Below are 9,800 nucleotides of genomic sequence, written 5' to 3' on the forward strand. Positions count from 1 at the left end.
AAGAAAACCAACTCTGGAGTCTGAATCATTCAGCTAGGCAGGGCATTGTCTAGTGCGAGAGTAGTCGTAAGACGAACGAAGGTTTGCTGGCTACGCCAGGATCGCAGAATCCTCGTCGCTTTAGCGCGAGGAGTATGTCAAGGTGGGAACCCTTGCGGACAACACGTACAATAGAAAGGCCATGATGAACATTCACCCCGCGTGATCCGGATCTCCGTGCTCGCCTTGTCTTGTCGTGCTGTCGCTAAGAATTTTGAACTTCATCCTGAGTGAAACCCAAAAGTGGTGCAGTTTGATCACAATGGTACTGAGGGTGTTTTCAAAATCAACACCATTCTCACCCCCCGTTGATCCGCCCTTGCCTAACCTGCACCCCTCACCCTAATCAAAGTGATTATGTCCGAGCAACAACCACGATTCAAAGTTAAATTCTGGGGAGTGCGGGGCAGCATTCCTTGCCCAGGGGCAGAAACTGTGCGCTACGGCGGCAACACACCCTGCGTGGAAATGCAGGTGGGGGGTGAGCGTCTGATTTTTGATGGGGGGACGGGGTTACGGGTGCTCGGACAATCCATGCTTGGCCAGATGCCGATCGAAGCCCATATTTTCTTCACCCATACCCACTGGGATCATATTCAGGGCTTTCCGTTTTTTACCCCGGCGTTTGTGGGGGGGAATCGGTTTCATATTTACGGGGCGGTGGCTCCCAATGGGGCGACGATTAAGCAACGCCACCATGATCAGATGCTCCATCCCAATTTCCCCGTGCCGATCCAGGTGATGCAGGCGGAGTTGTGTTTTCATGATTTGGAGATTGGCGAAACGTTTCAATTGGGGGAGGTGGCGATCGCCAATGCCCGCCTTAACCATCCCGGCGAAGCGATCGGCTATCGCGTCATGTGGGAAGGCCTCAGCGTTGCCTATGTGACGGACACCGAACATTATCCCGATCGCCTTGATCCCAGTGTGCTTTTCCTCGCCGATCATGCCGATGTGCTGATTATCGATGCCTGCTACACCGATGCGGAATACCACAATCCCAAGAGCAGCAAAGTGGGGTGGGGTCATTCCACCTGGCAAGAAGCGGTTAAAGTTGCCCAGGCTGCCCAGGTGAAACAGTTGATCATCTTTCACCATGATCCCCTCCATACCGATGATTTTCTTGATGACATCGGGGCCCAAATCCAAGCGGTGTTTCCCGGCGCGACCCTCGCCCAAGAAGGCAAAACCATCGAACTGATCCCCGCATCGATCTAAACCTCAACCCCGACCCTGCCCCGGCAGCCTCTTCAGATTTCGTCTACCATAGACCCAGACGGTATATTGATGCGCATCCTTACATCAAAGACATCCATCATGCCTGGTTTTGGTCATCTCGTTCAAAAAGCATTTTATCTCGGTGTCGGTCTTGCCTCCTATGCAGGGGAAAAAGCCGGCACACAGTTCCAAGAACTCCGCAAACAAGCCCAGCTTCTCGCTGATGAAATGGTCAAACGGGGCGAACTGCAAGCCGAAGAAGCGGGTAAGTTCGTCGATGACTTGATTCAGCAGGCCCAGCGGCCGCCGGTCACCGATGGCACTGACCCCACGCCGCCGCCACCATCAGGGCCGCGCCCCATCGAAATCCTCGACGACGAAGAGGATGACCCCCATGACCCCCAAGCGGAACATCTCCGCCAACAGGTGGACGCTCTCCAGGCGGAATTGCGACGGCTGCAAAACCTCGATTAGGCCTTATCTGAACTGTTATGAATGATTGGACTAAGGAATTTTGGACATTCTGCACTGATGTGGCGACGGAGCTTGAGGAGGCGGTGCAGGATATCACCACGGCGGCAACGGCTTTCGGTGAAGAGTTGAATGAGATGCAGCCGGAGGATTGGGAGGCGTGGGTGCAAACCCTGTGGGCGGATCTGACGGAGCCGGAGGATTGGGAGGCGTGGCTTCAGGATGAGGATGCGATCGCGCCCTTTCCCTCCCTGCATTGGGTCGCGCCGCCCCCCACCTGCCAAGGCTGTCAGCATTACCACGGCCATGTTTATAATAAAAACTTGCTCGTCTGTGCGCTGCATCCCTACGGTAAAGGCGATACCCATTGTCCCGACTGGGAAGGAACTCAGCCCTAGCCGTTGCTATCCTTGCGATCTGCTCAACTGTAAAGCATTGTCATGACCCAAACCGATTCTCCCTGCTCCGCGCCTGAAATTAAATATGGTGAGCGCGAAATTGAACAAGGTTCTTTAATCACGTTTCCCAATCCCCGACCGGGTCGCCGGTTCACGATTCGGGTGTCCCTGCCGGAATTTACCTGTAAATGCCCATTTTCGGGCTATCCGGACTTTGCCACGATTGAGGTGACCTATGTGCCGGATCAGCGGGTGATTGAGTTAAAAGCAATGAAGCTGTATATCAATAGCTACCGCGATCGCTACATTTCCCACGAAGAAAGCGTCAATCAGATTTTGGATGATTTTGTGGCGGCCTGCAATCCCCTAGAAATGACGATTAAGGGCGATTTCACCCCCAGAGGCAATGTCCATACCGTGGTTGAAGTCACCCACACCCAATAAGTCCAACGGGGCTGCCATCCGTTTAATCCCCCGGCTAGATCCTGCGGGGGGACGGTGGTGGGGTGTTACGAGTTTTCGGGTTTGAGGGGAATGGAGAAATAGAAGGTACTGCCCACCCCCAGGATGCTTTCGACCCAGATTTCGCCCCCGTGACGGTGGATAATTTCCCGGCAGATCGGGAGGCCGAGGCCTGTGCCGCCTTTTTCCCGTGAGTCTGAGGCATCCACTTGTTGAAACCGCCCGAAAATCGCCTCGCATTTATCGGGGGGGATGCCGCGCCCTTGGTCTGTGATCGAAAAGACCACCTGATCAGGATGGGGGACGAGGTTGATCCAAATGGTGCGATCGCGCTCTGAAAACTTGATCGCATTACTGATCAAGTTAGTGAGGGTTTGCAGAATTTGATCCGAATCGACCCAGATATACACCGGGAAGGTGGAATGGAGCGGCTCGCTGTCGTTGGGGAGAGGATAGCGGGCGAAGGCATTTTGGTTACATTCGAGGCAGAGGGTGAGGTTTTGCTGTTCGGCCATGCTGACCATGGCTTGGGCGGCTTGCTGCATCAATTCGAGGGCATCACAACGCCGCCGCAGGAGCTTAATCCGCCCGGATTCAATCCGTTCGAGGTCGAGGATGTCGTTGAGCAGACGGGTGAGGCGATCGGTGTTGTTGACGGCGATCTCTAGCATCTTTTGGCCTTTACCGGACAGTTCCCCTAAACGCCCGGTGGCGAGGAGACCGAGGGAACCCCGGATCGAGGTGAGGGGGGTGCGCAGTTCATGGCTGGCGATGGAGATGAATTCATCTTTCATCTGTTCAATGGCTTTGCGTTCGGTGATGTCCATCAGGGAGAGGAGATAGGCGGTGTGGCCATACCAATTGATCTCCACCGATCGCATTTCCACCACACATTGTTGCCCTTGGGGATGGATTAGGCAAATTTCACTGCGATCGCCGCTGGGAATCGGAATGCCGAGATCAAAATTGAGGAGGTCTGCCGCCGGTCGCCCAAACAGTTCGGTGGCGGCAGCATTGGCAAAATTGATTCGCCCATCGCGATCGCACACCACAATCCCATAAGCATTACTTTGAATGACGCGATGGAGTTGCGCTTCACTTTCCCGCAGGGCAATTTCAGCCTTGGTGCGCTCGGCAATTTCGAGCTGCAATTCTGCCGTGCGTTCGGCCACTCGTTCTTCCAGGTGATTGAGAAATTCCGCTTGGGACACCGCAATCCCCAATTGATCCGCCAAGGCGGTGAGGAGGTCGATTTCGTCCGATTCCCAATGGTGGGGATCTTGGCATTGCTGGACGAGAATACTGCCCCACAACCGTTGTTGGACAAAAATGGGCATCAAGAACTGCGATCGCACCGGATGCTCGCCAAAGGTCAGAATCTGCTGGCGATCGCCGCTGTACTGTTCGGTGTCATCAATCGCCAGGTAGGGGGGATTCATCTCCTGGGGCGGTAGCGATCGCGACCCAAACCCCAGCGCCGCAACATTATCCCCCACGGATTCTTTAATCACACAGCATTGATGATCCGCATCGCATTGCAAAATGGCAACACGATCCGTCTGGAGGATTTGATGCACTTCCCAAACGGCAGTTTGGAGAATTTCGTCCAAGTCGAGGGACTGGCGGATTTTGAGGGTCAGTTCGGAGAGGAGTTGCGATCGCCCATAGGCATGCTTTAACTGCGTTTCCGCCTTCATCCGGGCCGTAATATCAATGCCCACCGACACCGCCGCCTGATTCTGTTGATACTTTTGGGCCACCACCAAGTAATGCCGCCGTTCGTGATCCTTCATATCCATTGAGACGACGCGAGATTGAGTCTGCTCCGGTGACTGAAACAGATCCCGTAACATCTGCTCAAAGGCATCGCCAGACGCTAAGAACCCCAACGGCTGCCCCGTAAAGTCCTGGGGCTGCATCTCAAACGCACTGGCCAATTGATGATTGGCCCCTAGGTAGTACAGTTCCGATGGGCTGTTTTCCTCGCTGGAGGCCAGTACCCCAATCCAAGACACAAACCCCGGCACGGCATCCAGCACCGCCTGGAGTTGTTCTTTGGCCTGACGAATGACCCGCTCCGATCGCTTTTGCTCCGTCACATCATGGGCAATGCCTAAAATTTGTTCAATCTCCCCGGCACTACTGAGCAGAGGCACGTAGGTGACATTGAAGGTTAAACGACTCTGTTGCGGAATTTCGAGGGTGCATTCTGCCCCTTGCACTTGGCGACAGTCTACCGCTTGTTCTAGCAGGGGTACATAGGCTTGGGTAATCATGTCCGGGAAAATTTCGCGATCGGTGCGCCCAATCATGTCTTCCCGGCGGCGTTTGAGGGTTTGCAGGGCTTGGGTGTTGACGAAGCGATAGCGGAGGTGGCGATCGTAGATCACAAACATATTGGGAATGTTATCGACGGCGAGGCGGAACCGGGCTTCGGACTTGGCGAGGTTTGCTTCGGCTTGAATGCGATCGCTAATTTCGGCCCGCAGATTCGTGTTCACCTTCCGTAACTGGGTCGTGCGCTCGATCACCCGTTGTTCCAACTCCGCCGCCAAACTTTGCAAATCACGTTCAGCACGAATGCGATCGCTAATATCCCGCGCCACCCAGATCACCGATTGATTCGGCAGCGGCGAAATATTCGCCGCAAACCACACCGTCCCCTGCGGCAACCGCAAGCAATATTCAAAATTAAACGTCAACTTCTCCGATAACACCTGTTGAATCGGCTGCCAAAACGTCGGAGCATCGGACTCAAAAAACTGATGAAACGTCGCCGCAATCACCTCAGAACTATTCTCAAACAAGCGACCATAGTTCGTCGGCATCACCTGCACCTGCTGACGCTCCACATCCACCACCAGCACCAGATCCGTCATCGCCTCAAAAATACTGCGAATCTCTTGCTCACTTTGCTGCAACTTCTTCGCAATCAGGCGGTCTTCCGTCACATCCCGCGCCACCCACACCACCGTATCCTCCGTCAACGGAAAGAGACGCGCATCAAACCACAGCGGCTGATCATCATAGCTATATTCATATTCCACCTTCGTCATCTGCTGTTGATCCAACGTCGTTTGGATCGCCTGCTTTAAGCGATCGGCATTCGTCGGCATCATCTCATCCAAGGTCTTACCCAACAGATGCGTCGTCGAAAGCGTTTTGATCGCCTGGGTCGGGGCAATTTTGCGACAACGGCCATCGCGATCGCGAATCAACACCAAATCCGTCATCGCCTGAAAAATCGCCCGCATCTCCCGTTCCGATGCCAGCAACGCCTCCTGCGCCTGCTTTTGGGCATCAATATTCTCCACCATCCCAAACACAAACTGCACCGCCTGATCCTGCACCGCCCCACACAACGTCATCCGCCCCCAAATCCATTGGCCATCCGAACGACGATACCGCTGCTCCGTCTCGTAATGCGCCAACCCCCCCTGGGAAATCCGCTGCAACTTCTCCAGCGTCATGGCCCGATCCGCCTCACCCAGAAAATCCAGACAAGACATTTGGTAAAGCTGAGAGCTTTGATAGCCGAGAAAGCGCTGAAACGTTTGATTGGTCTTGAGAATCTTGCCATCGGGTTGAGCCACAAAAATGCCCACCCCCGCATTCTCAAAAATCAGCCGAAATCGAGTTTCACTGGCCCGCAACGCATCCTGCGCCCGCCGTAACCCCAAATGATGACTCACCCGCAACAACACTTCTTCGCGATGAAACGGCTTCGGAATATAGTCAATGCCCCCCACCTGAAACGCCCGCGCCTTATCCGTCGGATGATCCAACGCACTAATAAAAATCACCGGAATATGGCAAGTATTCGGGTCTGCCTTTAAATGCTCACAGACCGAAAACCCATCCATTTCCGGCATCATGATATCGAGTAAAATCAGATCCGGTTGCTTCGCTTGCACCGCCATCAAGGCCGCCGCGCCACTCCGAGCCGCTCGGACTTGATACCCATGTTTCACCAAAATTCCGGTTAACAGTCGGAGATTGGCGGGTGTATCATCTGTGACCAAAATGTCCCCAGTTGAACTAGATGGTGCAGGTATATTCATAGACTTTTGAGAAACAGCCAATCATGTCAGCCCGTGATGTTAATCTATTTTTTGCGATTCCCCTGATTACCCAGCATCACAGACAGACACTAGAGATGACACTGTAATAGTGCGGTCAGGCTGGTGGCCTGAGCCGTTTTAATAATTCAGCAGTGAATTTGTAACATCTCTGGGCTGTAGATAAAATCCCTGGGCTTTATACTGGAGGGGGCGGAGTTGCCGGGCTGAATAGTTGGGGTTTTTCAATCACGACGGGGTTCCCTGGGGACTGAGGCTCAGTACGATCTCAACCCTTCGCTCGGACTAACTCTGACTCATCTTTTTGTCTCCCTCATCTTTACATATTGCCCTAAATTCGTACTGTTTTGACCAAGCAGACTTAATCTTTAATGAGGCATAGATTCAAGACTAGGGCAAAAGACGAGTAAGGTTGCACAGTCCAAAGCTTTAGGTATCTTCCACTGCCCAGTTACGAGCAACGAATGGACGAAACATAGATCTGGGAAACCGTAGAATCACGGATATCCTTCCCAACTTTTTCACAAGTTGTCCTTAAACTTTATGTATTGAAATAAAAGCTTACATTTTAGTCTACGCTCGTTGCACGGCCGATCTGGTTAGATTTACTGAGGGTATTATGTCGATGGTCACCATGTCACAAAAACCTGAACTGGTTATGAATTCTCCTTCTCCTCAACATTTTTATTCTCTCCTCAGTGAGGATCTAAGCCCGGCAACGGCTGAAATTAGTCATGAGCTTAGAACGCCCTTAACCTCGATTCGGGGCGCGTTGGGGTTATTGCTCAGCGGCAAAATTGATCCCCACACGGAACAGGGCCAGCACTTGCTCCGGATTGCAGCGAATAACACCGATCGCCTCCTGCGCCTCACGACGACCCTAGAGGATGAACGGCATAATACCCAAGCGTTGCTCTCCAGTGCGGGGTTAGAACGGCTTCGCTTGGAAAAGGATCTCTTTCAAGCGTGGGATAATCGCCAGTTTGAGGTGTTCTATCAGCCGATTGTGGATGCGCAGGATCGCACGATCCAAGGGTTTGAAGCCTTGTTGCGCTGGCATCACCCCAGTCGCGGCGGTGTGTCGCCGGATCTGTTTATTCCGATTGCCGAAGAAACTCAGTTGATCCATGAGTTGGGTCTCTGGGTGTTTGAGCAGGCTTGCCAACAGCTTGCTCAGTGGCAGAAGGTGTTTCCCCGCAGTAATCCGTTAACGATGAGTGTGAATTTGTCGCCGTTGCAGTTGTTGCAGCGGGATTTTGCCCAGCGGGCGATCGCAATTCTAGAGCGCCATGCGGTGACGGTGGGGAGTTTTCGGGTGGAGGTGACGGAAAGTACGGTGATTGAAAATCCGACGGCGATCGCAACCCTCCAAATCCTCAAGGCATCGGGGATACAAGTCTATCTTGATGATTTCGGTACGGGCTATTCCTGTTTAGCGCGACTCCATCAACTGTCGGTGGATGTGCTCAAGGTGGATCGCTCCTTTGTGGTGCAGCAACAATGGGAGATGATTCGCGGCATTATCCAACTGGCGAAAAGCGTCGGTCTGACGGTGATTACCGAAGGGATTGAAACGGAAGCGGATCTAGAACAAGTGGCAGACCTGGGTTGCCATTCGCTCCAGGGCTATTGGTTCTCGAAGCCGGTGGGGGCAAGTCATGCGCTGCAACTGCTCCACGATGATGCGATCATGGCGGCTTAGGCGATCGCAGGAGTTGCGAGGGCTTTCAGTAAGGCCGTTGAGTCAGCCACTGCCCCAAACACGCCCCCTTGCATGGTGACCATTTTTAAGGCGGCTTGATGATTACCGAGATCCGTGGCTCCGGTACAGTCGGAGAGGATGAGGCATTCGTAGCCGCGATCGTTGGCTTCCCGCATCGTGGTATGAACACAAACGTCCGTGGTAATCCCCGCCAAGATCAAGTTTTCAATGTGATTGCGCCGCAAGAGTAGATCGAGGTCTGTGGCGTAAAATGCACTTTTGCCGGGTTTGTCAATCACCGCTTCTCCCGGTAAGGGCGCGAGTTCAGGAATAATATTCCAACCCGGTTCGCCCCGCACGAGAATCCGTCCGCAGGGCCCCGGATCGCCGATGCCTGCGCCGATTTGTTGACTGCGCCAGCGTTTATTGGCGGGTAGGTCGGTGAGGTCGGGGCGATGGCCTTCGCGGGTGTGAAAAATGGTGATGTTTTGCGATCGCAACGCCGCAAACACCCGCTGCAACGGTTCAATCGGGGCGCGTGTTAACGACAGGTCATAGCCCATCCGATCCACATATCCCCCCTCACCACAAAAATCGATCTGCATATCAATCACAATCAACGCCGTGTTGTCCGGTCGCAGATCGCCGTTGTAGGGGTAGGGGTAGGGTGCGGAGTCAACGTATCGAGCCATGGTAATCAGCGACCGGATCGTGAAAAGATGGCTCTATCATTCCGGGGAATGCAGGCGAAAACTGTAGCGAAACGAACCAATCACCACAATGGATAGCACGAGTCAGATTTGTAAGGATAGGCAAGGGGCTTCAGCCCCTTGTTTTGAGGGAGTTGGATGTCCTCAGCACATTGCCCTCTGCAATCACAATTCTGTGGTCTGGCTTCGTCACCCGGTCTCAGATTTCGGGGGACTGGCTCCGGCGATCGCTGCCCTGAATCCCGATCACACCGTTAAAAAATCAATCATCGGCATCAAGGGATCGGTGACAATCCCCACCCCTTGAAACCCCCAGCGGCTGAGGAGGTCTTTTAAATTCGCTGCGCTCAACACTTCGACTTGGAAGCGATCGCGCAATTCCCCGGCGTGGGCATTGAGATAACTCCGCGCCTCATACTCCTCGCGAAACAGCAATAAAAACTGTTCCTCTGGTCGGCGGGGTCGCGCCGTCACATATTTGCCGTCCTGACTGGAGCGAATTAAGGCATACCGATCCGCGAGCATGATTTCCTCTCTCCATCAACCTAATTACATCACCCAAGTTACGAATCTAAAGGGGGTTTGACATACTCCCCCACTAAACCCTACGGGCTATAGTGGGGGATTCTGAACAGCCAGTTACCTGACCATTTATCCACTCAAACAACGAGAGTTGCAGAGGGTTGCTAGGCTCAACGACTAACGCCATTGATTTATCCTG

Annotated in this window: 8 protein-coding genes; 5 read left to right on the top strand and 3 right to left on the bottom strand. The window is 53.5% G+C overall.

What is annotated here, in order from left to right; translation table 11 throughout:
- The first annotated feature begins 396 nt into the window (after positions 1-396).
- The 4 genes from PN477_RS18595 (at position 397) to queF (ending at position 2,570) form a co-directional block, all read left to right on the top strand.
- On the top strand, positions 397-1,257 hold the full coding sequence (locus PN477_RS18595) for an MBL fold metallo-hydrolase (RefSeq protein WP_272120220.1): 861 nt from the start codon (positions 397-399) through the stop codon (positions 1,255-1,257).
- Between the two features lie 99 nt (positions 1,258-1,356).
- Positions 1,357-1,731, top strand: a complete 375-nt coding sequence (locus PN477_RS18600; RefSeq protein WP_272120222.1) for a phasin family protein — start codon at positions 1,357-1,359, stop codon at positions 1,729-1,731.
- Positions 1,732-1,748: 17 nt separating this feature from the next.
- Positions 1,749-2,126 (top strand): hypothetical protein, encoded by a 378-nt coding sequence (locus tag PN477_RS18605; protein WP_272120224.1) that lies wholly within the window; start codon positions 1,749-1,751, stop codon positions 2,124-2,126.
- Positions 2,127-2,168: 42 nt separating this feature from the next.
- Positions 2,169-2,570 carry a preQ(1) synthase gene (queF, locus tag PN477_RS18610; RefSeq protein ID WP_272120225.1) on the top strand — a complete coding sequence of 134 codons (402 nt, stop codon included), beginning with the start codon at positions 2,169-2,171 and terminating at the stop codon, positions 2,568-2,570.
- A gap of 65 nt (positions 2,571-2,635) precedes the next feature.
- Here queF and PN477_RS18615 read toward each other — a convergent pair whose 3' ends face one another.
- Entirely contained in the window at positions 2,636-6,610 is a 3,975-nt protein-coding gene (locus tag PN477_RS18615; RefSeq protein WP_272120226.1) for a PAS domain S-box protein, read from the bottom strand.
- 715 nt (positions 6,611-7,325) lie between these two features.
- Between PN477_RS18615 and PN477_RS18620 the strand changes: the two genes are divergently transcribed.
- Complete coding sequence (locus PN477_RS18620) at positions 7,326-8,369, top strand: putative bifunctional diguanylate cyclase/phosphodiesterase (protein ID WP_272120228.1); 1,044 nt, start codon at positions 7,326-7,328, stop codon at positions 8,367-8,369.
- Here the strand turns inward: PN477_RS18620 and biuH are convergent.
- On the bottom strand, positions 8,366-9,061 hold the full coding sequence (gene biuH / locus PN477_RS18625; RefSeq protein WP_272120230.1) for a biuret amidohydrolase: 696 nt from the start codon (positions 9,059-9,061) through the stop codon (positions 8,366-8,368). The two genes, PN477_RS18620 and biuH, sit on opposite strands and share 4 nt — an antisense overlap.
- Positions 9,062-9,325: 264 nt before the next feature.
- Positions 9,326-9,604 (bottom strand): hypothetical protein, encoded by a 279-nt coding sequence (locus PN477_RS18630; protein WP_272120232.1) that lies wholly within the window; start codon positions 9,602-9,604, stop codon positions 9,326-9,328.
- Between the last annotated feature and the right edge of the window lie 196 nt (positions 9,605-9,800).

This window comes from Spirulina subsalsa CS-330, from assembly GCF_028330765.1.
Classification (GTDB): Bacteria; Cyanobacteriota; Cyanobacteriia; order Cyanobacteriales; family Spirulinaceae; genus Spirulina; species Spirulina subsalsa_A.